Genomic DNA, 20425 nt, shown 5'->3' on the forward strand with positions numbered 1-20425 from the left:
CCGGATGGCCGATAGCATCGCGGCCATGGAACCGTTCGTGCTGCTCGACGACGCCGCGAGCGGCGCCTCGACGCTGCTCAGCGGATTCCGGCGGGTGAGCGAGGTCCAACTGGACTCGCTGGACGCGGCGCTGCGCGCCGGGTGGGACGAGGGTCTCCACTGCTTCGCCTGGCTGCCGTACGAGTTCGGCGAGGCGATCATGGGGCTCTGCGCCGACGGCCGAGCGGCCTTGTACTGGTTCGAGTCCCGCACCGCCACCGACGCGGACGCCTGGCTCCCCGAGGACCGCCACGCCTGGCTGGCCGACGTCGTCCACGACGTGGACCTCCCCCACTTCCGGGACCGGGTGGCCCAACTGCAGGAGGCCATCGCCGCCGGCACCACCTACCAGGTCAACTTCACCCACGAGGTGACGGCGCGGCTCGTCGGGGAGCCATCGGCCCTTTACGCCCGCCTCAGGCAGAGGCAGCCCGTCGCGTTCGGCGCCCTCTCCCACCTGCCCCCTCCCGCGGCGCCGTGGACGCTCAGCCTCTCCCCCGAGTTGTTCCTGCAGGTCGAGGGCGGAACCGTGGTTGCCCGTCCCATGAAGGGCACCGCCCCCGCGGACTCGGACCCGGAGGCCCTGCGCCTCGACCCCAAGAACCGGGCCGAGAACCTGATGATCGTCGACCTCCTCCGCAACGATCTCAGCCGCGTCGCCCTCCCGGGCACAGTGGCGGTGCCGCGGCTGTTCGACGTGGAGCGGGTGGGAAGCCTGTGGCAGATGACCAGCACCGTCACCGGCACCCTGGCCCCCGGCACCACCCCGGCGGCCCTGCTCGCCGCCACCTTCCCGTGCGGGTCCATCACCGGGGCCCCGAAGCTGGCGAGCATGCGGCTGATCCGTGCGACCGAGGGCGGCGGCCGCGGGCTCTACACAGGCAGCCTCGGCACCATCGAACCGGCCGCCGACAGCCTCGGCTGGCGGATGGGCCTCAGCATCGCCATCCGCACCCTGGAGATCGGCGACGACGCGGGAGTGCGCCTGGGGATCGGCTCCGGTGTGGTGGCCGACAGCACGGCGGCCGCCGAATGGGAGGAGTGCCTGGCCAAGGCCGCCTTCGCGACCACGCTCGAGCCGACGGTGACCCTCAAGGAGACGCTCCGCGTCGTCGACGGGGTGGCACCGCTGGCCGCGAGGCACCAGGCCAGGTTGGACGCGTCCGCCTCGGCGCTCGGCTTCGGGACCGTGGCGGGCGTGATCGAGGCCGCCGTCCGCGACACCCCGGCCGGCCGGTGGCGGCTGTCACTGGACGTCACACCCGCCGGTGAGGTCACCGCGACACGGACGCCGCTCGACCCGGACCCCCCAGAGGTCCGGGTGCGGCTGGCCACCGCGCCGTGGGCCCCGGGGCCGCTGGCCAGGCACAAGACGTCGGCCCGCGCCCTCTATGACGAGGCGGTCGGCGACGCCGTCGGACGAGGCTGCTTCGACACCATCGGGTTCGACGCCTCGGGGCGGGTCCTCGAGGGTGGGCGCACGTCGGTGTTCGCGCTGGTGGACGGCCGCTGGGCCACGCCTCCGCTCGCGCTCGGCATCCTCGACGGCGTCCAGCGCGCGGCCGTGCTGGCGGAGCCCGGCCTGCTCGGTGCCGACACCGTGTCCGAGGAGATCCTGACCGTCGACCAGCTACGACGCGCCGACGCCGTCGTGGTCACCAACGCGCTCCGCGGGATCCTCCCGGCGCGCCTCGAGGAGGACGCGTGAAGCTGAAGGTCGACCCCATCCTGGTGATCATCCTCGGCACCCTCGCGTTGGGTCTGCTCCTCCCCGTCAGCGGCCGCCCGGCGGAGGTGCTGGACCTGGTGACCCTCGTCGGCATCTTCGTGCTGTTCTTCGGCTACGGCGCCAGGCTGTCGGCGGCCGAGACCCGCTCGGGGCTCAAGAACTGGAAGTTGCACCTGGCCATCCTCGGCACCACGTTCGTGGTGTTCCCCCTCCTGGCCCTGCCCCTGCTCGCCGTCCCCGACGACGTCCTCTCGGCTCCCATCCGGGTGGGCCTCATCTTCCTGTGCCTGGTTCCGTCGACGGTGCAGTCGTCGATCACCTTCACCTCGCTCGCGGGCGGCAACGTCGCGGCGGCGATGGTCGCGGCCACCGCGTCCAACGTCCTGGGGGTGGTGATCACGCCGCTCCTGGCCATGGCGCTCATCCCCACCGCCAGCGGGGGGTCCATCGGCTTCGGGCAGGTGTGGGGCGTGGTGGTGCAGCTGCTCCTCCCCTTCGTTCTCGGGCAGCTGTCCCGCGTGGTGACGGCCGGCTTCATGGCCCGGCACAGGACCCGGCTGAAGCTCCTCGACCAGGCGGTGATCATGCTCATCGTCTACGGCGCCTTCTCCGAGCTGAGGGACTCCGGCGTGTGGCGCCAGCTCCAGCTGGCGGACCTGGCGCTCCTGGTGCCGCTGGCGCTCGGCCTGCTGGCGTTCATGTTCTGGTTCACGTGGGCAGTCGGCGGATGGCTGGGCTTCCCGCGCGAGGACCGGATCGCCCTGATGTTCTGCGGCACGAAGAAGTCACTGGCCACGGGCGTGCCGATGGCGAGTGTCCTCTTCCCCGGCGCGACCGTCGGGGTGCTGGTCATCCCGCTGATGCTGTTCCACCAGGCGCAGCTCCTGGTCAGCTCGGTGCTGGCCACCCGGCTGCGCCGGGATCAGGCCTGAGGCGTCCCCGGCTCCGGACCCCACGGGCTGGGCGGCGTGGCGGTCCCCGGCGGGGGAACGTCCGCGGGGGCCGGAGGCTCGGGGGCCGCGGTCACCGCCGGCTGCTCCATCCCCGCCCGAAGGGCCATGGTCTGGCTCGCGCGGTGGGCCCGCTTGGAGGCCGCGCGACCGGCGTCCAGCGCCTGCGCGTCCGCAATGGCCTGCTCGACGGTCTCGGTGGACCGCTGCCGGTCCCGGGCGGCCTGCTCCTCGATCTCGGCCTGCACGTCCACCATGACCGGCGCCTCGAACTTCTGGGCCGCCTTGGACACGTAGTCGCGCACCTCCTCGGCGTTGGTGACCTGGCCCAAGCCCTTCAGCGCGTCGTTGAGTTCGCTGGGAATGATCCACACCTTGTTCGAGTCGCCGCGGGCGAGCTTGGGCAGCATCTGCATGTACTGGTAGGCCAGCAGCGCCTGGTCCGGCTCGGCCGCGTGGATGGCGTTGAACACCTGCGTGATCGCCTGCGCCTCGCCCTCGGCGCGCAGCATCTGGGCCTGCCGGTCCGCCTGGGCCCGGAGCACCGCGGCCTCGCGGTCGCCCTGGGCGCGGAGGATGGCGGCCTCGCGGTCGCCGCCGGCCGACAGGATCTGCGACTGCCGCTGGCCCTCGGCGATGAGGATCGAGGCGCGCTTGTCGCGCTCGGCGCGCGCGCCCTTCTCCATCGCGTCGCGGATGGTGGGCGGCGGCTCGATGGCCCGCAGCTCCACGCGGTTGACCTTGATGCCCCACTTGCCGGTGGCCTCGTCGAGGACGGTGCGCAGCCGCTGGTTGATCTCCTCGCGCGACGTGAGCGCGGCCTCGAGGTCCATGCCGCCGATGATGTTGCGCAGCGTGGTCATGGTGAGCTGCTCGATGGCGGCCCGGTAGTTCTGCGCCTCGTAGGCGGCACGCACCGGGTCGACGATCTGGAAGTAGATGACCGAGTCGATGCTCACCATGAGGTTGTCCTCGGTGATCACGCCCTGCGGCGGGAAGGGCACGACGAGCTCACGCATGTCGAGGGTGTAGCGGACCTGGTCGAAGAATGGGACCACCAGGTGGGGGCCCGGCTCCAGCGTCCGGCGGAACTTGCCGAGGCGCTCGACCAGCGCCACCTGCTGCTGGCGGATGATCTTCAGGGTGGCCGCGAGCGTCATGACGATGAGGACGACGAGTGCGATGAGCACCCACAGTGCGATGTCGGGCATGGGTTGTCTCCTAGCTTCCGAGCTGACGACGGGCGGGATAGACGATGAGCGTGATGCCGTCGAGGGCGAACACCTCGACCTCCTCGTCGGCTTCGATGGTCACCGACGGGTCGTAGGAGCGGGCCTCCCACACCTGGCCCTCGACCTTGACCGCGCCCCTGCTGGCCGTGATCTCGGCCGTGGCCCGGCCGGACGCCCCGACGAGCTTGTCCAGCGACGAGCGGTAGCCCGGGGCCCGGCGGACCCGTTCGAGCAGCGTGGGGCGGAGCACGAAGAGGGTGAGGACGGCCGTGACGAGGGCGACGACGATCTGCAGCCAGATGAGGCCGGGGAACACGAGGGCCGTGACGCCACCGGCGAGGGCGCCGGCCGCCAGCATGAGGAGGGTCAGGTCCATGGTGAGGAGTTCGGCCGCGGCCAGCATGACCGCGAGGATCCCCCAACCCGCCCAGAGGTTGGCGCGGATCCAGTCGACCCAGTCGTTCACATGCGGCTCCTCGCGCTCCAGCGTACGCCGTCGTGGGAGACGGTCAGCGGCATGCCGAAGGTGCGGCTGAGGTTGTCGTCGGTGAGCGTGCTGGCGATGGGCCCCTCGGCCACGATCCGGCCCTCGCGCAGCAGCAGGCAGTGGGTGATCCCCTGGGGGATCTCCTCGACGTGGTGGGTGACCAGGACAGTGGCGGGCGAGTCGGGGTCCTGGCAGAGGTCCGACAGGGTGTCCACCAGCGCCTCGCGGCCCGCCAGGTCCAGTCCGCCGGCGGGCTCGTCGAGCAGGAGCAGCTCGGGGTCCGTCATGAGGGCGCGGGCGATCTGGACGCGCTTGCGTTCGCCCTCGCTGAGGGTGCCGAACGTGCGCTCGCGCAGGTGGGCGACGCGCAGCGAGTCGAGCAGCCGGTCCGCCTGGGCTAAGTCGTAGACGTCGTACTCCTCGCGCCACCGCCCGACGATGGCGTAGGCGGCGGAGAGGACCACGTCCTCCACCCGCTCAGCGCCGGGGATGCGGTCGGCGAGCGCTGAGGAGGTGAGGCCGATGCGGGGCCGGAGCTCGAAGACGTCGACGGTGCCCACCACGTCCCCGAGGAGCCCGACGATGCCGTCGCTCGGATACATCTGGGCCGAGAGGAGTTGCAGCAGGGTTGTCTTGCCGGCGCCGTTGGGCCCGATGACCACCCAGCGCTCCGACTCCCCGATGACGAGGCTGATGTCGTCGAGGAGGGTGGCCTCGCCACGTCTGATCGTCACGCCCGCAAGTTCCGCCACCGCTGCCATGCCACCCAACCTACCGGACTCCGACTCCCCCGCGCGGGGTGCCGGGCCTGAGTATGCGAGGATCACCGGCCCCTGACGACGACCCCAGCGAATCGCCGGTTGAAGCAGGCGTTGGCCGGGGCCAGGGCAGGTTCGGCTGAGGAGGGGCGCGGGAGGGCGCCTATCGCGACGCTCACGCTGACCCCAGCGGGTCGCCGGTTGAAGCAGGCGTTGGCCGGTGGGGGTCGGGGCAAGTTTGGCTGAGGAGGGGCGCGGGAGGGCGCCTATCGCGACGCTGACGCTGGCCCCAGCGTGTCGCCGGCTGAAGCAGGCGTTGGCCGGTGGGGGCCGGGGCAGGTTGGGTGGGCGTTGCTGACGGCGCGCAGCGCGGAGCGCCGCCGCCGGAAGCATGGGCGGCCCGGCCCCCACCGGTCAGCGCAGACCCGACCACACTTCTGGGAAGGGAAACGCGGCCTCGGCCTCACACCAGCAGGCGTCAGGCTCCGGTGGAGTGCAGCCCGCCGTCGACGTGGATCATCTCGCCCGTGGTGGAGGGGAACCAGTCGCTCAGCAGCGCCACGACCGCCTTCGCGGACGGCACCGCGTCGGAGGTGTCCCAGGGCAGGGGCGAGCGCGTCGACCAGGTGTCGTTGAAGGAGGAGGCTCCAGGGATGGCCTTCTTGGCGACGGTGTCCAGCGGCCCGGCGGCCACCAGGTTGCAGCGGATGCCGTCGGGGCCGAGGTACCTGGCCAGGTAGCGCGACGTGGACTCGAGCGCCGCCTTGGCCACGCCCATCCAGTCGTAGGTGGGCCAGCTGACGCGGGCGTCGAAGGTGAGACCGACCACGCTGGCGCCGCGGTTGAGCATGGGCTTGCAGGCCATGGTCAGCGACTGCAGCGAGTAGGCGGAGATGTGCAGGGCGGCTCCGACGGTCTCCCAGTCGGTGGTGAGGAACGCGCCGCCCAGGGCCTTCTCGGGGTGGGCGTAGGCGATCGAGTGCACGATGCCGTCGAGACCGCCGTCGAAGTGCTCGGCCAGCACGCCCGGCAGCGCCGCGAGGTGCTCCTCGTTGGTGATGTCCAGCTCGATCAGCGGGGGCACGGGCTCCAGCTTGGAGATGGCCCGCTGAGCCGGGCCGATGGCGCGCCCGGCCGCCGAGACCACGACGGTGGCGCCCTCGCGCTGGGCGATCTCCGCGACCGCGTAGGCGATGGAGGTGCGCATGGTCACTCCGGTGACCAGGATGTTCTTGCCTTCAAGGAGACCCATCGTCAGGTCCTTTCTCAGTGACCCATGCCGAGGCCGCCGTCAACGGGGATGACGGCGCCGGAGATGTAGCCGGCGTGCTCGCCGGCCAGGAACAGTGCGGCCTGGGCCACGTCGTCGACGCTGCCGAGCCGGCCGGCGGGGATCCGCTTCGTGTAGTCCGCGATGGTCTCGTCCGGCAGGACGGCGGTCATGTCGGTCTCGATGAACCCGGGCGCGATGACGTTGGTGGTCACGTTGCGCGAGCCGATCTCGCGGGTGAGGCTGCGCGCCATGCCCACGAGTGCCGACTTGGACGACGAGTAGTTGATCTGTCCGGGGGAGCCGAGCAGGCCGACCACGGACGAGATGAGGATGATCCGGCCGAAGCGGCTGCGCATCATGGCGCGGCTGGCCCGGCGCACGACGCGGAAGGTGCCGGTAAGGTTGGTGTCGATGACCGACAGCCAGTCGTCGTCGGACATCCGCATGAGCAGGGTGTCCTTCGTGACGCCGGCGTTGGCGATGAGGATCTCGACGGGGCCCAACTCGGCCTCCACCTGCGCGAACGCCTGGTCCACCTGCCCCTGGTCCGTGATGTCGCACGGGACGCCGAGGACGCCCTCGGGCACCCCCCCGGACCGGTAGGTAGCGGCGACGCGGTACCCGGCGTCGCGGAATGCCTCGGCGATCGCGCGCCCGATGCCCTTGGATCCTCCGGTGACGAGGACGACTCTTGATTCAACCACGGGAGCAACTTACCGCACGGCCCCCTGAGTCGAGGGGTCGCCGACAGGGCCGGACTATGCTGGCTGGCATGGCCAAGGGAGACGACTCGACGCTCATCACGAGCGCCGGCCGCGGCCGCACCCTGGACCTCGAGGAGCGCCAGCGGCGCTATCTCATCACCATGGGCGTGCGCACCGCGTGTTTCCTGCTGTTCCTGGTGGTTCCGGGGTGGTGGAAGCTGGTGGCGTTGGGCGCGGCGGTGTTGCTCCCGGCGTTCGCGGTGCTCTTCGCCAACAACGCGGACCACCGCCCGCCGCCCGTGGTGCCCGCCGAGGAGCCGGGTACCCCCCGCGCCGCCATCACCGGGGGCGAGGTGGTGCAGGGCACCATTGAGGAGGACGAGAGGTGACCGGCAGGTGAGCAGGCAGGTCAAGCGGTGGATCGCGATGGGCGTGTTCGCGGCCATCCTGGCCACGGTGTTCGTGATGCTGGGCCAGTGGCAGCTCCGGCGCCTCGACGAGCGGCGCGAGACCAACGCCACGGTGGAGGCACACCGCGACCTGCCCGTGGCGCCCTACCGGGACGTGATGACCGGCCCCGTCGGAGACCAGGACCAGTGGTACCGGGTCACCGCCACCGGCACCTACACCGCGGACCAGTTCCAGGTGCGCTACCGCTCGCTGGACGGCGCCTACGGCAGCGAGGCGGTGGCGGTGCTCGAGACCACGGAGGGCGACTTCCTGCTGGTCAACCGCGGGTTCCTGGTCCGGCAGCCCGGTTATCCCGACGGCGCGCTGCCCGCGCCGCCCGCGGGCGAGGTCACGGTGACCGGGTTCGTCCGCCGCAACGACCGGGGCGACGAGGGGGCGATGACCCCCCACGAGAACCAGATCCGGTTGATCAGCTCGGAGGCGCTGGGGGCGGCCCTCGGCAAGGACCTCGTCGACGGCTACGTCGCGCTGCTGGAGTCGACGCCGGCCGAGACCGAGGTGCTGCGCCCGCTCGCGGCCCCGTCGCTCGACGAGGGCCCGCACCTCAGCTACGCGCTGCAGTGGTTCGCCTTCACGCTCATCGGCGTGGTGGGCATGGTGGTCCTGGTGCGGGCGGATCTCCGCGACCGGAAGAAGGATCGGGAGGCGTCGGCGCGGGAATCCGTCGAGAGTCCGTGAGCGGCCTCGACTGGCTCCGCTGCCCGCACTGCGGGGCCCCACTCCACCGCGACGCGCGAGCCCTGCGGTGCCCCTCGGGCCACGCCTTCGACGTGGCCCGCCAGGGCTACGTCAACCTCCTCGGCCGGGCCGCGCCTGCCAACGCGGACACCCCGGCGATGCTCGACGCGCGGGACCGGTTCCTGGCCGCGGGCCACTACTCCCCCGTGGCCGACGCGGTGGCCGCCGCCGTCGGAGACGCGCGCCGCATCGTCGAGGTGGGGGCGGGCACGGGCTACTACCTGGCCCGGGCCCTGGACGTGCACCCGGACGCCGAGGGTCTGGCGACCGACGTCTCGACGGCGGCGGCGAGGCGCGCCGCCCGGGCACACCCGCGCGCGGCCTCCATCGTCGCCGACACCTGGGCGGGGCTCCCCGTCGCCGACGGCGCCGCCGACGCCCTGCTGTGCGTCTTCGCGCCGCGCAACCCGGCGGAGTTCGCCCGGATCCTGACCCCCGGCGGCCGCCTCGTCGTGGTCGTCCCCCGTGCCGGGCACCTGGCCGAACTGCGCGCCGGCTACGGCCTCCTCGAGGTCGCCCCGGACAAGGCCGACGCCCTCATCGCGTCGCTGACGGGCTGGCGTGTGGCCGCGTCCGACACGGTGGAGCGGCGCCTGGAGCTGACCGCCGAGGCGGTGGCAGACGTCATCGGGATGGGCCCCAACGCCTTCCACGGCGAGCGGTCCGGCACGGCCGCCGCGTCCGCCACGATGGCCGTCGACATCCTCACCCTGGTGCGCCCGGGGTGACCGGTCCACGATCTACGCTGACCGCATGACCTCGACCCGGTGGGGCTTCGGACTCGGCACCCTCGGCCGCGACATGCTCGCGGCGCTGGTGTCGCTGTACCTGATGTTCTACCTCACCGAGGTGCTCGACATCTCGGGCCCGCAGTTGGCCGCGGTCACGGTGATCCTCGTGGTGATGCGCGTCTTCGACGCCGTCAACGACCCGATCATGGGCGTGGTGGTGGACAACACCAGGAGCCGGTGGGGCAAGTTCAAGCCGTGGATCCTGGTGGGCGCCGTCCTCTGGGGCGCGGCGAGCATGCTGATGTTCGCCGACCTCGGCGTCGACGGCTGGGGCTACATCGTGCTCTTCACCGCCGTCTACATCGTCTACGAGGTCTCCTACACCATCAACGACATCGCCTACTGGTCGATGCTGCCGTCGCTGACACAGGAGCAGAAGGAGCGCGAGAAGATCGGCGTGGTGGCGAGGATCTGCGCCAACATCGGCCTCTTCGCGATCGTGGTGGCGCTCGTGCCCGTCACGGCCTGGCTGACCGACCTCATGGGCGACGCCCGCGCCGCCTGGTTCACCCTCGCGGTCGCCCTGGTGGTCGTCATGCTGGCCTTCCAGTCGCTCACGCTGATCTTCACCCGGGAGCGGGTGGCCGGGCACCGGGAGAGCACCCCGCTGAAGGAGCTGTTCTCCGTCATCGCCCGCAACGACCAGCTGCTCTGGGTGACCCTCGCCATGGTGGCGTTCATGGCCGGCTACATCACCACCACGTCCTTCGGGCTGTACTACTTCAAGTACTACTTCCGCGACGAGGGGGCCTACCCGATCTTCGCCGCCATCCTCGGCGTGTCCCAGATCGGCGCCCTGGCGTTGTTCCCGCTGGTGTCCAAGGTGCTGCGCCGCTCCCGGATCCACCTGCTGGCCACCGTGATGTGCGTCGCCGGGTACGCGGTGTTCCTGGTCTCGGGCACCAACCTGCTGGTCGTCGGCATCGCGGGCGTGCTGCTGTTCGCCGGCCAGGGAGCCATCCAGCTCCTCATGGTGATGTTCATCGCGGACTCCGTCGAGTACGGCGAGTGGAAGCTCGGGCGCCGCAACGAGTCCGTGACGTTCTCGCTCCAGCCGTTCATCTACAAGCTGAGCAACGCCATCGCCAGCGGCGTGGTGGGGGTCACCCTGATCTGGTCCGGGATCGACGTGGCCCGCACCCCCGACGACGTCACCGATGCAGGTCTCGGCATCCTCAGGGTGGCCATGCTGGGGCTGCCGATGGCGCTGATCATCGTCAGCTACGTGATCCTGCGCGCCAGGTACCGTCTGGACGAGGAGTTCTACGGCACCGTCGTGGCAGACCTGGCGGAGAGGAACGCTCGTGTCGACGAAGCACATCACTAAGTCCCACACCGTGCGGCAGTTGTACCGCCACCCGGTGGGCCGCGACATCATCGACAAGCTCCTGCTCCAGACGGGCCTGCCCAGGCGGCTCGTCCACACCGTCGCGTGGATGAAGCTGGAGTGGCTCGAGGGCCTTGTGGAGCCGATCACTGGCCCCGGCATGCTCGATGTCATCCTCGACCTCGTCAACTCCGAGCACGACCGTCCACTGAACGGCCGCGCCCCGCACCCCACCCCGTGGTGGCGCGAGGCGGTCTTCTACCAGGTCTACCCGCGCTCCTTCGCGGACTCCTCGGGCAGCGGCGTGGGCGACATCCGGGGCATCATCGGCAAGCTGGACTACCTGGGAGACCTCGGGGTGGACTGCGTGTGGCTCTCCCCCATCTTCAAGTCGCCCAACGAGGACATGGGCTACGACGTCAGCGACTACCGCGACATCAACGAGGAGATGGGCACCCTCGCCGACGTCGACGAGCTGATCGCGGCCTGCCACGAGCGGGGCATGCGGCTGATCCTCGACCTGGTGGTCAACCACACCTCGGCCGAGCACGAATGGTTCCAGAACGCGGTGGCGGATCCGACTGGCCGGTACGGCGGGTACTACTTCATGGTGGAGGGGGACCCGGAGACCCCGCCCAACAACTGGACCTCCTTCTTCTCCGGATCGGCGTGGACCTGGGTGCCGGAGGCGGAGCGGTGGGTGCTGCACCTCTTCGCCGACGGTCAGGTGGACCTCAACTGGGACAACCAGGACGTCCGCGACGAGGTGGCCGACATCGTGCGGTACTGGATGCAGCGCGGCATCGACGGCTTCCGGCTGGACGTGATCAACTACATCTCCAAGGAGCAGGGCCTCCCCGACGGTCACCCGTTCATCGGGAAGCTGCTGGAGTTCGTCGGGGTGGAGCACTACTTCTACGGCCCCCGCCTCCACGAGTTCCTGCGCGGCCTCCGGCGCGACGGCTTCACCAGGCGGGAGCAGCCGGTCTCGACCCCCCGTCGCCGCCGCCCGGACGGCACCCTGGCCGAGCCCCTCCCCCCGGACATGATCGGGGTGATGGTGGGGGAGACCCCCGGCATCGGGATGGAGTTGGGCCGGCTGCTGAGCGGCTACGGCCGCGGCGAGATGGACCTCATCTTCAACTTCGACGTGCTCGACAACCCCGGCCACGTCCGCTGGGACAGCTACCGCTACCAGCTCTACTACCTCAAGCGGTTCTACCGGGCCTACCACTCGCACCTGGCGCCCAACGACTGGATCGCGGTGTTCCTGGACAACCACGACAACCCGCGGATGCTGAGCAAGTTCGGGATGGGCCTGGAGAAGGACCCCGCGGTCCGCACCGCGATCGGGAAGATGCTGGCCACCATCCAGCTCACGATGCGGGGCACGCCCTTCCTGTTCCAGGGCCAGGAGCTGGCCGCCATCAACCAGTCGTTCGAGGGCGTCGACGAACTGCGCGACGTCGAGTCGATCAACCGCCACGACGCCCTCCTCGGCCGCGGCATGACGCCGGAGGCGGCGTGGGGACAGATCCTGGCCGGCTCGCGGGACCACTCCCGGGTGCCCCTGCGCTGGACACCAGAGGGCGGCTTCACCGAAGGCACGGCATGGCTGGTCGGGACGGACCGCGAGCCCGGCTTCTCGGCCGAGGAGCAGGTGGCGGACCCGGACTCGGTCTACTCGTGGCACAAGGCGCTGATCCAGCTGCGCCGCTCGCACCGGGCGCTCACCATCGGGGCCCTGCAGTGGGTCCACCCTCACCACAAGTTCTACTTCGCGTTCTACCGCAAGCTGGCGGGCGAGGTGTTCCTGATCGAGTGCAACACGTCCTCGAAGCAGCGCAAGCGGCCGCACGTCGGCGGGCGGATCGTGCCTGTGATGGGGGGCCCACGACGCCCGGTCATGGAGCCGTGGGAGGCGACGGTCAGCCGCGTCCTCTGAACGGCCGCGGCCCGGGGTTCCCCGAGGGCCCCGTCACAGGCGCAGGAACGCCCTGAACTCCTCGCACGCCCGCTCCGCCCGGTGCTGGTCGGGCAGCTCGCAGAAGATGCGCAGCAGGGGTTCCGTGCCGGAGAATCTGGCGATGATCCAGCCGTCCTCGAACAGCACCTTGCATCCGTCGAGGTACGACGTGCCGGTCACCTGCTCGGTGAAGGCGGGGATGTCGCGGTCCTCCAGGAGGGTGCGCAGGATCTCCGGCTTGCGGTCCGGGTCGAACGCGAAGTCCATCTCCGCCATGTAGTGGGGCGGGAAATGGCCGGTGATCTCGGCGTAGATCTCGCTCATCGGCTTGCCCACCACGGCCATCATCTCGACCAGCAGCGCGGCGGCGTAGATGCCGTCCTTGCCCGCGATGTGCCCCCGCACCGTCAGCCCACCGGAGGACTCGCCGCCGATGATCGCGTCCGTCTCCAGCATCTTGCCCGACACCCACTTGAACCCCACGGGCACCTCGTAGCAGGTCTCGCCGAACCGCTCGGCCACGTCGTCGAGCAGCGACGTGGTGGCCACGTTGCGCACCACCGGCCCCGTCCACCCCTTGTACCTGAGCAGGTAGTAGTAGAGGATCACCAGCAGCTGGTTGGGGTGCAGGAAGGCCCCGGTGTCGTCGATGATGCCGATCCGGTCGGCGTCGCCGTCGGTGGCGATCCCCAGGTCGCAGTGGTGGTCCACCACGTAGCGGGCCAGCGCCTGCAGGGTGTGCGAGGTGGGCGACGGCAGCCGGCCGCCGAACAGCGTGTCGTGGCGGTCGTTGATCACCTCGACGTCCACGCGGGCGGTCATGAGGATGGTCTGCAGCGAGGTCTTGGACACCCCGAACATCGGGTCCAGGGCGATCTTGAGCCGCGCCTCCCGGATGGCGTCCATGTCCACCTGCGCGATGATCGAGTCGATGTAGCCGTTGAAGGTGTTGATCTCCTCGACGGCGCCGCTCGCCACGGCCTTCGGGTAGGCGATCGACGCGATGCCCGCCTCCCGCTCCCCTTCGAGCGCCTCCATGCGGGCCTCAAGGTCTGCGGTGACGGCCTCGTCAGCGTCCCGGCCGCCGCGGGTGAACACCTTGACGCCGTTGTAGAGCGCGGGGTTGTGGGAGGCGGTGACGGCCAGGCCGTAGGGGCGGTTCTGGTCCTTGACCGTCCACATGATCATCGGGGTGGGCGCCTGCGCCACCTTGATCACGGCGGTGGGGATGCCGTGACCGGCGAACACCTCGGCTGCCCACTCAGCCGCGACATCGGACAGGAACCGGCGGTCGTGGCCGATCACGATCCCCTCGCCCGCCACGCCCTCGTCGATCATCCGCTCCGCCAGGGCCGCGGAGAGCAGCCTGACGTTGGCGCGGGTGAACTCGTCGCCGATGATCGCTCGCCAGCCTCCGGTACCAAACCTGATCCTCGCCACGGTTCAACCGTAGCCACACGGCGCGGGGGCGCACAGGTTCCGCGCACTCGCCTGCGCGATCGCTCACCTACTGTGAGTGGACCCGGGCGCGCGACCGGTCAGGCGAGGTCGATCAACTCGGCGTAGTCATCGCTCCAGAGGTCCTCGACGCCGTCGGGCATGACGAGCACCCGGTCGGGCTCCAGCGCCTCGACGGCGCCGGGGTCGTGCGTCACCAGGATCACGGCGCCCGCGTAGGTGCGGATGGCGTTGAGCACCTCCGCGCGCGACGCGGGGTCGAGGTTGTTGGTGGGCTCGTCGAGCAGCAGCACGTTGGCCGCGGACACCACCAGCATCGCCAACGCCAGCCGGGTCTTCTCCCCGCCCGACAGCACGCCGGCGGGCTTCTGCACGTCGTCGCCCGTGAACAGGAAGGAGCCCAGCACCTTGCGCACCTCGGTGTCGTTGAGGTTCGGTGAGGCCGTCTTCATGTTGTCCAGCACGCTGCGCTTGACGTCGAGGGTCTCGTGCTCCTGCGCGTAGTAGCCGAGCTTGGCGCCATGGCCGAGCTCGACGCGCCCGGCCGAGGGCTCCTCCATCAGCGCCAGCAGGCGCAGCATGGTGGTCTTCCCGGCGCCGTTGAGGCCGAGGATCACCACCTTGGAGCCCTTGTCGATGGCCAGGTCGACGGCGGTGAACACCTCCAGGGACCCGTAGGACTTGCTGAGGTCGTGGCCGCGCAGCGGCGTCTTGCCGCAGGGCGCGGGCTCGGGGAAGCGGATCTTGGCCACGGCGTCGACGCGCCGCTCCCCCTCGACGCCGGCCATCAGCTTCTCGGCGCGCTTGGCCATGTTCTGCGCGGCGACGGCCTTCGTGGCCTTCGCGCGCATCTTGTCGGCCTGGAGCATGAGCTGGGAGGCCTTGCGCTCGGCGTTGGCGAGCTCGCGCTTGCGGCGCTTCTCGTCGGTCTCGCGCTGGAGCAGGTAGCGCTTCCAGTTCATGGAGTAGATGTCCATCTCGGCCCGGTTGGCGTCGAGGTGGTAGACCTTGTTGACCACCGCGTCGAGCAGCTCCGTGTCGTGGGAGATCACGATCAGCCCGCCGGGGAAGGTCTGGAGGTAGCTGCGCAGCCACACCACCGAGTCCGCGTCGAGGTGGTTGGTGGGCTCGTCGAGGAGCAGCGTCTCGGCGTCCGAGAAGAGGATGCGGGCCAGCTCGATGCGGCGCCGCTGGCCGCCGGACAGTGTCTTCAGCGGCTGGCCGAGCACCCGGTCCGCCAGGCCCAGGTTGGCCGCGATCCTCGCCGCCTCGGCCTCGGCGGCGTACCCGCCGGCCGCCATCAGCGCGGCCTCGGCGCGGGCGTAGGCGGCCATGGCCTCGTCGCGGACCGACTCGCTGTGGCTGCCCATGCCGGCCTCGGCGCGCCGCATGCGCTGGATCACCTCGTCGAGGCCGCGGGCGCCGAGGATCCGGTCCCGCGCGATCTGCTCGGGGTCACCGGAGCGGGGGTCCTGCGGGAGGTAGCCGAGCTGCCCGGCGCGCGTCACGGTGCCGGCGGCCGGCAGGGACTCCCCGGCCAGGATGCGGGTGAGGGTGGTCTTGCCGGCGCCGTTGCGGCCGACCAGGCCGATCCGGTCTCCGCCGATCACCTGGAAGGACACCGGCGACAGCAGCAGCCGGGCGCCTGCGCGCACCTCGATGTCCTTGACCTGTAGCATCCGGCTAGTCTCGCCTCCGCACGCGTCGAGGGCAAACCGGCGCCGCTCAGCGGCGCCTGCGGGTGGACAGGAGGCCGTCGGTCACGAAGAGCGCGACGGCGGCCCACACCAGCGCGAATCCCGCCCACCGCGCGGCGGGCATCGGCTCGTGGAACACCAGCCACCCCACCAGGAACTGCCCGATGGGCGCCAGGTACTGCAGGATCGCGATGGTCACCATCGACACCCGGCGGGCGGCGGCCGCGAACAGCAGGAGCGGCACCGCCGTGACGATCCCGGTGGTGGCCAGCAGCAGGCCGTACCCCCCTGACGCGGTCGACTGGCCCGACAGCGCGAGGTAGGCCAGGTAGCCGGCCGCCAGGGGCGCGACGGCGGCCGTCTCGATCGCCAGGCCGGGCAGGGCGCCGACGGAGCGGCCGGCGAGCTTCTTGACGAGGGAGTACAGCCCGAAGGAGGCGGCCAGCGTCAGCGCGATCCAGGGCGCCTGCCCGTAGCCCACCACCATGACCACGACGGACGCGGCCCCGAGGGCCATGGCCGCCCACTGCAGCGGCCGTAGCCGTTCGCCGAGGACGACGATGCCGAGCGCGGCCACCGCGAGGGGATTGATGAAGTAGCCCAGCGCGGTCTCCAGGGTGCGGTGTGTCATGACCGCGAACACGTAGGTGGACCAGTTGACGACGATGAGCACGCCGGCAACCGCCAGCCCCACGACCGCGCGTCGGTCGGCCAGCGCCGCGCGCAGCGCCCCCCACTGCCGCAGCACCGCGATGAGCAGCAGGCAGAAGACCAGCGACCACAGCGCGCGGTGCGCCACCACCTCGAGGGCGCCGGAGCGGTCGAAGAACTGGAAGTACAGGGGGAACAGCCCCCACAGCCCGTATGCGGCCAGCCCGTACCCCAGGCCCGTCCTCGCGTCACTCTTCATCGCCCGCCGAGCCTATCGCGGGGCGGGCCGGTCGCCGCGCACGCCGCGGCGGCTACAGGATGCCGAGGAACCCGATGATCTCGCGTTCCCAGTGCTCGGCGTGCGAGTCGTTGACGCCGTGCGGGCCGCCGTGGATCACGACGAGCTCGGAGTCCGGCACGAACTCGGCCATCCGGCGGCTCGACTTGTCGATGGGCACGTTGATGTCGCCGTCGCCGTGGATGACCAGGGTGGGCACGTCGATGGCGCGGCAGTCGTCGCGGAGGTCTGTCGCCCAGAGCAGGATGGCCTGGGCCGCGGCGTGCGGGTCCGACTGGTGGGCGATCGCCAGAGCAGCCCGCCGGGTGTCCTCGTCCACCTGCAGGCCGCCGTCGGCCGTGCTGTAGAACCAGGTGATGAACTGGTCGAGGAAGCCGTCTCGGTCGGCGGCGCACTGGTCCGCCATCCCGCTGAAGCCGTCGATGGGCATGGCGCCGTCGGGGTTGTCGTCGGTGATGCAGAGCGCGGGGGTGATGGAGCCGGAGAAGACGGCGCCCGCGATGCGCTCGGAGCCGTGGCGGCTGAAGTAGCGGGCCACCTCGCCCCCGCCCATGGAGAACCCGAGGAGCACTGCGCCGCTCAGGTCGAGGTACTCGACGAGGGCCTCGAGGTCGTCGGCCAGCACGTCGTAGTCCACGTGGCCCACGGGCTTGTCCGACTGCCCGAAGCCCCGGCGGTCGTAGGTGACCACGCGGTGGCCCGCCTCGATGAAGGCCGGGATGTTGCGGGCGAATGCCTCGCCCGACAGGGGCCACCCGTGCACGAGGACGAGCGGCCGTCCCTCGCCACCGGTGTCGGTGTAGTGGAGCGTGACGTCATCTGCGGTGGTGAACGTGGGCATCGTCGCCTCCTGGTCTCAGTTGGTCCCTGATCCGAGGCTATCCCGCGGATGGGGCGCCGTCAGAGGTTGTAGCCGATTGCCCGCAGCTGCTCGCGGCCGTCCTCGGTGATCGCCTCGAGCGTCCACGGCGGGAGCCACACCCAGTTGATGGTCACCGAGTTGACCAGGCCGTCCAGCACGTACTTGGTGTCGTACTCGATCTTGTCGGTCAGCGGGCAGGTGGGCGAGGTCAGCGTCATGTCGATCGTCGCGTTGGCGTGCTCGTCGACCTGGACGCCGTAGACCAGCCCGAGGTCGACGACGTTGACCATGAGCTCGGGGTCGACGACGTCCTTCATCGCCTCGAGGACCTCGTCCTCTGTGGGCGCGGCGGTGGCGGGGGCGGGCTGCGAGAGGTCGACGTCGGGCAGCTGGTCCTTGACCAGGTCGCTCGGCCGTTGTTCGGGGGTGTACATGGTGCTCCTAGTGGGGGACGGGGGTCTCGCGACGGGTGCCCGGGTGACGCCGGGCGCCCCGCTCAACCGGCGGGCGTGGCTTCCGAGGGCTGGGCCGTGGCTTGGAGGGTGGCGTCGCGCAGCGCCGACCAGCCGAGCAGCGCGCACTTGACGCGGGCTGGGAACTTGGAGACGCCGGCGAACGCGATGGCGTCCTCGAAGACCTCCTCGTCGGGCTCGATGCGCCCCTGGCTCTGCATCATCTCCAGGAACCTGTCGTGCAGGTCCAGCGCCCGGCTGGTGGGGCCGCCGATCAGCAGGTCGGTCATCACCGAGGTGGACGCCTGCGAGATCGAGCAGCCCTGGGCGTCGTAGGAGATGTCGCTGATGGTGGCGCCGTCGAGGTGCACGCGGAGGGTGAGCTCGTCGCCGCACGACGGGTTGACGTGGTGGACCTCGACCTCGTAGGGCTCGCGGAGTCCGGCGTGGTGCTTCTCCCGGTAGTGGTCCAGGATGATCGTCTGGTACAGCTCGTCGATGTTCACGATCAGCCTCCGAATCGGGGTGCGAAGTAGTTGCGGGTGAACACGAGCGCATCGGCCAGCGCGTCGATCTCGGCCTGCGTGGTGTACAGGTAGCTCGACGCCCGGGTCGAGCTCTGGTGGCCCAACCGCTTGTGGAGGGGGCGTGCGCAGTGGTGACCGCCGCGGATCGCGACGCCGCGGGAGTCCAGGACCTGCATGACGTCGTGGGGGTGGACGCCGGCGATATTGAACGAGATGGCGCTCCCCCGGTCCACCGCCTCCGCGGGCCCCAGCAGGACCAGGCCGTCGATGCTGGTGAGCTTGGCCAGCGCGTAGGCGGTGATCTCCTGCTCGTGCGCCGCGACGGCGTCCATCCCGATGCCGGTCAAGTAGTCGACGGCGGCGCCCAGCCCGGCGGCCTGGGCGATCGGCGGGGTGCCGGCCTCGAACCGGTGCGGCGGCGGGGCGTAGGTGGAGTGGCTCATCTCCACCACCTCGATCATCTCTCCCCCGCCCATGTAGGGCGGCAGCTCGGCCAACAGGTCGTAGCGTCCCCAGAGGACACCGATCCCGGTCGGCCCGCACAGCTTGTGCCCGGTGAACGCCACCAGGTCGGCCCCCAGCGCGGCGACGTCGGTGGCCTGATGCGGGACGCCCTGGGACGCGTCGACCACCATGACCGCGCCGACGGCGTGCGCCTGGGCCGCGATGCGCGCGATCGGGTTGCGGGTGCCGAGCACGTTGGAGACCCACGTCAGCGACACCACCTTGGTGCGCTCGTTGATGAGGGCGTCCCGCTCGGCGGCCTCGAGGTCCAGGCGGCCCTCGTCCGTCACGTCGAACCAGCGCAGGGTGGCGCCGCTGCGCTGGCAGGCGAGCTGCCACGGGACGATGTTGGAGTGGTGCTCCATCACGGAGATGACCACCTCGTCGCCCGGCCGGAGCCGCGAGCCCAGGGTGTGCGCCGCGAGGTTGAGCGCCTCGGAGGCGTTCTTGGTGAACACGATCTCCTCGGGCCTGCCGGCCCCGATGAAGCCGGCCACCTTCGACCTCGCGCCCTCGAACGCCTCCGTGGCCTCCGCGCCGAGCAGGTGCATGGCGCGGGCCACGTTGGCGTTGTGCCGCAGGTAGTGCCCGGCGATCGCGTCGACCACCTGGCGAGGCTTCTGCGACGTGTTCGCCGAGTCGAGGTAGACCAGCGGCCACTCCCCCACCCTGCGCTGCAGGATGGGGAAGTCGCCGCGGATCAGGTCGGTGTCGAGCATCAGGCGTTCGCCGCGGCCTTCACGTATGCCTCGTACCCATTGGCCTCGAGCTGGTCGGCCAGCTCCTTGCCGCCCTCGGCGACGATGCGGCCGTCGACGAACACGTGCACGAAGGTGGGCTCGATGTAGCGCAGGATGCGGGTGTAGTGCGTGATGAGCACCACGGCGCGGTCGCCCTGCGCGGAGTAGCGGTTGACGCCCTCGGAGACGATCTTGAGCGCGTCGATGTCGAGGCCCGAATCGGTCTCGTCGAGGATCGCGGCCTTGGGGTTGAGCAGCTCCAGCTGGGTGATCTCGTGGCGCTTCTTCTCGCCGCCCGAGAAGCCCTCGTTGACCGAACGGCCGGAGAAGGTCTTGTCCAGCTGCATGCGGCCGAGCGCGGCCTCGACGTCCTTGACCCAGGTGCGGACCTTGGGCGCCTCGCCGTCGAGGGCGGTCTTGGCGGTGCGGAGGAAGTTGGCGACGGAGACGCCGGGCACCTCCACCGGGTACTGCATCGCGAGGAAGAGTCCGGCGCGGGCGCGCTCGTCGACCTTCAGCCCGGTGAGCTCGACGCCGTCGAGGGTGACGGAGCCCTGCGTGATGACGTACTTGGGGTGGCCCGCGATGGCGTAGGCCAAGGTGGACTTGCCGGAGCCGTTGGGGCCCATGATGGCGTGGATCTCGCCGGGACGGACGGTGAGGTTGACGCCCTTGAGGATGGGCTTGGGGCCCTCCTCGGTGATGACGTCGACGTGCAGGTCGGTGATGACAAGGGTGGACATGAGTGCTGAGCTCCTGGTTGCTGGGCTG

General features: G+C 70.7%; 20 protein-coding genes. 7 read left to right on the plus strand and 13 right to left on the minus strand.

The window, feature by feature from the left end:
* Window positions 1-25 precede the first annotated feature (25 nt).
* Both ACX1D3_RS13105 and ACX1D3_RS13110 read left to right on the plus strand, forming a co-directional pair.
* Entirely contained in the window at window positions 26-1747 is a 1722-nt protein-coding gene (locus ACX1D3_RS13105) for a bifunctional chorismate-binding protein/class IV aminotransferase (protein WP_458994269.1), read from the plus strand.
* On the plus strand, window positions 1744-2700 hold the full coding sequence (locus tag ACX1D3_RS13110) for a bile acid:sodium symporter family protein (RefSeq protein ID WP_458994270.1): 957 nt from the start codon (window positions 1744-1746) through the stop codon (window positions 2698-2700). The genes ACX1D3_RS13105 and ACX1D3_RS13110 overlap by 4 nt, the downstream gene beginning before the upstream one ends.
* Here the strand turns inward: ACX1D3_RS13110 and ACX1D3_RS13115 are convergent.
* The 5 genes from ACX1D3_RS13115 to ACX1D3_RS13135 all read right to left on the minus strand — a co-directional run bounded on the left by ACX1D3_RS13115 (window position 2691) and on the right by ACX1D3_RS13135 (window position 7172).
* On the minus strand, window positions 2691-3878 hold the full coding sequence (locus ACX1D3_RS13115) for an SPFH domain-containing protein (protein WP_458996554.1): 1188 nt from the start codon (window positions 3876-3878) through the stop codon (window positions 2691-2693). The two genes, ACX1D3_RS13110 and ACX1D3_RS13115, sit on opposite strands and share 10 nt — an antisense overlap.
* A 61-nt stretch (window positions 3879-3939) precedes the next feature.
* The gene (locus ACX1D3_RS13120; protein ID WP_458996555.1) at window positions 3940-4353 is read right to left on the minus strand and encodes an NfeD family protein; all 414 of its coding nucleotides are present in this window, start codon (window positions 4351-4353) and stop codon (window positions 3940-3942) included.
* A 59-nt stretch (window positions 4354-4412) separates the two neighbouring features.
* The gene (locus ACX1D3_RS13125) at window positions 4413-5198 is read right to left on the minus strand and encodes an ABC transporter ATP-binding protein (protein WP_458994271.1); all 786 of its coding nucleotides are present in this window, start codon (window positions 5196-5198) and stop codon (window positions 4413-4415) included.
* Window positions 5199-5673: 475 nt separating this feature from the next.
* Window positions 5674-6447, minus strand: a complete 774-nt coding sequence (gene fabI, locus ACX1D3_RS13130) for an enoyl-ACP reductase FabI (RefSeq protein WP_458994272.1) — start codon at window positions 6445-6447, stop codon at window positions 5674-5676.
* 14 nt (window positions 6448-6461) lie between these two features.
* Window positions 6462-7172 (minus strand): beta-ketoacyl-ACP reductase, encoded by a 711-nt coding sequence (locus ACX1D3_RS13135; protein ID WP_458994273.1) that lies wholly within the window; start codon window positions 7170-7172, stop codon window positions 6462-6464.
* 68 nt (window positions 7173-7240) lie between these two features.
* Between ACX1D3_RS13135 and ACX1D3_RS13140 the strand changes: the two genes are divergently transcribed.
* From ACX1D3_RS13140 to ACX1D3_RS13160, 5 genes are read left to right on the plus strand one after another with little or no spacing between them, the layout of a single operon-like run.
* Window positions 7241-7561, plus strand: coding sequence for a DUF3099 domain-containing protein (locus tag ACX1D3_RS13140; protein WP_458994274.1), 321 nt, complete (start codon window positions 7241-7243; stop codon window positions 7559-7561).
* A gap of 7 nt (window positions 7562-7568) precedes the next feature.
* Entirely contained in the window at window positions 7569-8321 is a 753-nt protein-coding gene (locus tag ACX1D3_RS13145; protein ID WP_458994275.1) for an SURF1 family cytochrome oxidase biogenesis protein, read from the plus strand.
* Window positions 8318-9109: a putative RNA methyltransferase gene (locus tag ACX1D3_RS13150; RefSeq protein WP_458994276.1), complete on the plus strand. Its 792-nt coding sequence runs from the start codon at window positions 8318-8320 to the stop codon at window positions 9107-9109. Before ACX1D3_RS13145 ends, ACX1D3_RS13150 begins: the two co-directional genes overlap by 4 nt.
* Window positions 9110-9134: 25 nt before the next feature.
* Window positions 9135-10499 (plus strand): glycoside-pentoside-hexuronide (GPH):cation symporter, encoded by a 1365-nt coding sequence (locus ACX1D3_RS13155; protein ID WP_458994277.1) that lies wholly within the window; start codon window positions 9135-9137, stop codon window positions 10497-10499.
* Window positions 10477-12444: an alpha-glucosidase gene (locus ACX1D3_RS13160; protein ID WP_458994278.1), complete on the plus strand. Its 1968-nt coding sequence runs from the start codon at window positions 10477-10479 to the stop codon at window positions 12442-12444. The genes ACX1D3_RS13155 and ACX1D3_RS13160 overlap by 23 nt, the downstream gene beginning before the upstream one ends.
* 33 nt (window positions 12445-12477) lie before the next feature.
* On the opposite strand, the gene ACX1D3_RS13165 is transcribed toward ACX1D3_RS13160, so the two are convergent.
* The 8 genes from ACX1D3_RS13165 to sufC all read right to left on the minus strand — a co-directional run bounded on the left by ACX1D3_RS13165 (window position 12478) and on the right by sufC (window position 20397).
* The gene (locus ACX1D3_RS13165) at window positions 12478-13905 is read right to left on the minus strand and encodes a phosphoglucomutase/phosphomannomutase family protein (RefSeq protein ID WP_458994279.1); all 1428 of its coding nucleotides are present in this window, start codon (window positions 13903-13905) and stop codon (window positions 12478-12480) included.
* Between the two features lie 98 nt (window positions 13906-14003).
* Window positions 14004-15602, minus strand: a complete 1599-nt coding sequence (locus ACX1D3_RS13170; protein ID WP_458994280.1) for an ABC-F family ATP-binding cassette domain-containing protein — start codon at window positions 15600-15602, stop codon at window positions 14004-14006.
* 46 nt (window positions 15603-15648) lie between these two features.
* Window positions 15649-16530: an EamA family transporter RarD gene (gene rarD, locus ACX1D3_RS13175; protein WP_458994281.1), complete on the minus strand. Its 882-nt coding sequence runs from the start codon at window positions 16528-16530 to the stop codon at window positions 15649-15651.
* Between the two features lie 52 nt (window positions 16531-16582).
* Window positions 16583-17410 (minus strand): alpha/beta fold hydrolase, encoded by an 828-nt coding sequence (locus tag ACX1D3_RS13180; protein ID WP_458994282.1) that lies wholly within the window; start codon window positions 17408-17410, stop codon window positions 16583-16585.
* A 59-nt stretch (window positions 17411-17469) separates the two neighbouring features.
* Window positions 17470-17865, minus strand: a complete 396-nt coding sequence (locus ACX1D3_RS13185) for a metal-sulfur cluster assembly factor (protein ID WP_458994283.1) — start codon at window positions 17863-17865, stop codon at window positions 17470-17472.
* Between the two features lie 62 nt (window positions 17866-17927).
* Window positions 17928-18389 (minus strand): Fe-S cluster assembly sulfur transfer protein SufU, encoded by a 462-nt coding sequence (gene sufU / locus ACX1D3_RS13190; protein ID WP_458994284.1) that lies wholly within the window; start codon window positions 18387-18389, stop codon window positions 17928-17930.
* Between the two features lie 2 nt (window positions 18390-18391).
* Complete coding sequence (locus ACX1D3_RS13195) at window positions 18392-19636, minus strand: cysteine desulfurase (protein WP_458996556.1); 1245 nt, start codon at window positions 19634-19636, stop codon at window positions 18392-18394.
* Window positions 19633-20397, minus strand: coding sequence for a Fe-S cluster assembly ATPase SufC (gene sufC, locus ACX1D3_RS13200; protein ID WP_458994285.1), 765 nt, complete (start codon window positions 20395-20397; stop codon window positions 19633-19635). Before sufC ends, ACX1D3_RS13195 begins: the two co-directional genes overlap by 4 nt.
* Window positions 20398-20425 lie beyond the last annotated feature (28 nt).

The sequence above is a fragment of the Tessaracoccus yangjingae genome (genome assembly GCF_054483935.1).

Excerpts from the sequence above, each read along its gene's own strand:
- ACX1D3_RS13105 (WP_458994269.1), top strand. The coding sequence starts at position 26 with ATGGAACCGTTCGTGCTGCTCGACGACGCCGCGAGCGGCGCCTCGACG.
- ACX1D3_RS13115 (WP_458996554.1), bottom strand. The coding sequence starts at position 3,878 with ATGACGCTCGCGGCCACCCTGAAGATCATCCGCCAGCAGCAGGTGGCG.
- ACX1D3_RS13120 (WP_458996555.1), bottom strand. The coding sequence starts at position 4,353 with ATGCTGGCCGCGGCCGAACTCCTCACCATGGACCTGACCCTCCTCATG.
- ACX1D3_RS13125 (WP_458994271.1), bottom strand. The coding sequence starts at position 5,198 with ATGGCAGCGGTGGCGGAACTTGCGGGCGTGACGATCAGACGTGGCGAG.
- fabI (WP_458994272.1), bottom strand. The coding sequence starts at position 6,447 with ATGGGTCTCCTTGAAGGCAAGAACATCCTGGTCACCGGAGTGACCATG.
- ACX1D3_RS13140 (WP_458994274.1), top strand. The coding sequence starts at position 7,241 with ATGGCCAAGGGAGACGACTCGACGCTCATCACGAGCGCCGGCCGCGGC.
- ACX1D3_RS13155 (WP_458994277.1), top strand. The coding sequence starts at position 9,135 with ATGACCTCGACCCGGTGGGGCTTCGGACTCGGCACCCTCGGCCGCGAC.
- ACX1D3_RS13170 (WP_458994280.1), bottom strand. The coding sequence starts at position 15,602 with ATGCTACAGGTCAAGGACATCGAGGTGCGCGCAGGCGCCCGGCTGCTG.
- rarD (WP_458994281.1), bottom strand. The coding sequence starts at position 16,530 with ATGAAGAGTGACGCGAGGACGGGCCTGGGGTACGGGCTGGCCGCATAC.
- ACX1D3_RS13180 (WP_458994282.1), bottom strand. The coding sequence starts at position 17,410 with ATGCCCACGTTCACCACCGCAGATGACGTCACGCTCCACTACACCGAC.
- ACX1D3_RS13185 (WP_458994283.1), bottom strand. The coding sequence starts at position 17,865 with ATGTACACCCCCGAACAACGGCCGAGCGACCTGGTCAAGGACCAGCTG.
- sufC (WP_458994285.1), bottom strand. The coding sequence starts at position 20,397 with ATGTCCACCCTTGTCATCACCGACCTGCACGTCGACGTCATCACCGAG.